The organism is Kitasatospora sp. SC0581 (assembly GCF_048159585.1).
Classification (GTDB): domain Bacteria; phylum Actinomycetota; class Actinomycetes; order Streptomycetales; family Streptomycetaceae; genus Kitasatospora.
Genome location: NZ_JBLRWA010000278.1, coordinates 1 through 338, shown reverse-complemented (window position 1 = coordinate 338; position 338 = coordinate 1). Strand labels below are relative to the sequence as shown.

General features: G+C 45.0%; 1 protein-coding gene. It reads right to left on the bottom strand.

The window, feature by feature from the left end:
* Positions 1-25 precede the first annotated feature (25 nt).
* Positions 26-338, bottom strand: a 313-nt coding sequence (locus tag ACLWS4_RS38090; RefSeq protein WP_416876582.1) for a hypothetical protein, incomplete at its 5' end; no start/stop codon positions are given.

The window sequence follows — 338 nt, the reverse complement described above, 5'->3', positions numbered from 1 at the left end:
AATTCCCCGATCACGAAACCCCTTGTTAAACAAGGGGTTTCGTTCTTTTTAACGGATGTTTGACTACAATTTGGCTACTTTTATTGCTGGACGCTGTTCTTTCGGAGCGCTTCAGCCAAAAGGAGTACTGCTTTCTTTGTTTTAGCAGATTGACTTCATATTCAGTATCGGCGACTTTACGGTTTACAAAAATAACCCCTTCACGCAGTTCTTTAACAGCGTCCTTGACACCTGCAATTTCGCCATGGGCATGGTGGACATCCATTGACAGGGCATCAAGCTTTGCATCGGTTTCTTCCTGGCGGTCGCGGATTGCCCGGACAATTTGATAAAGTTCA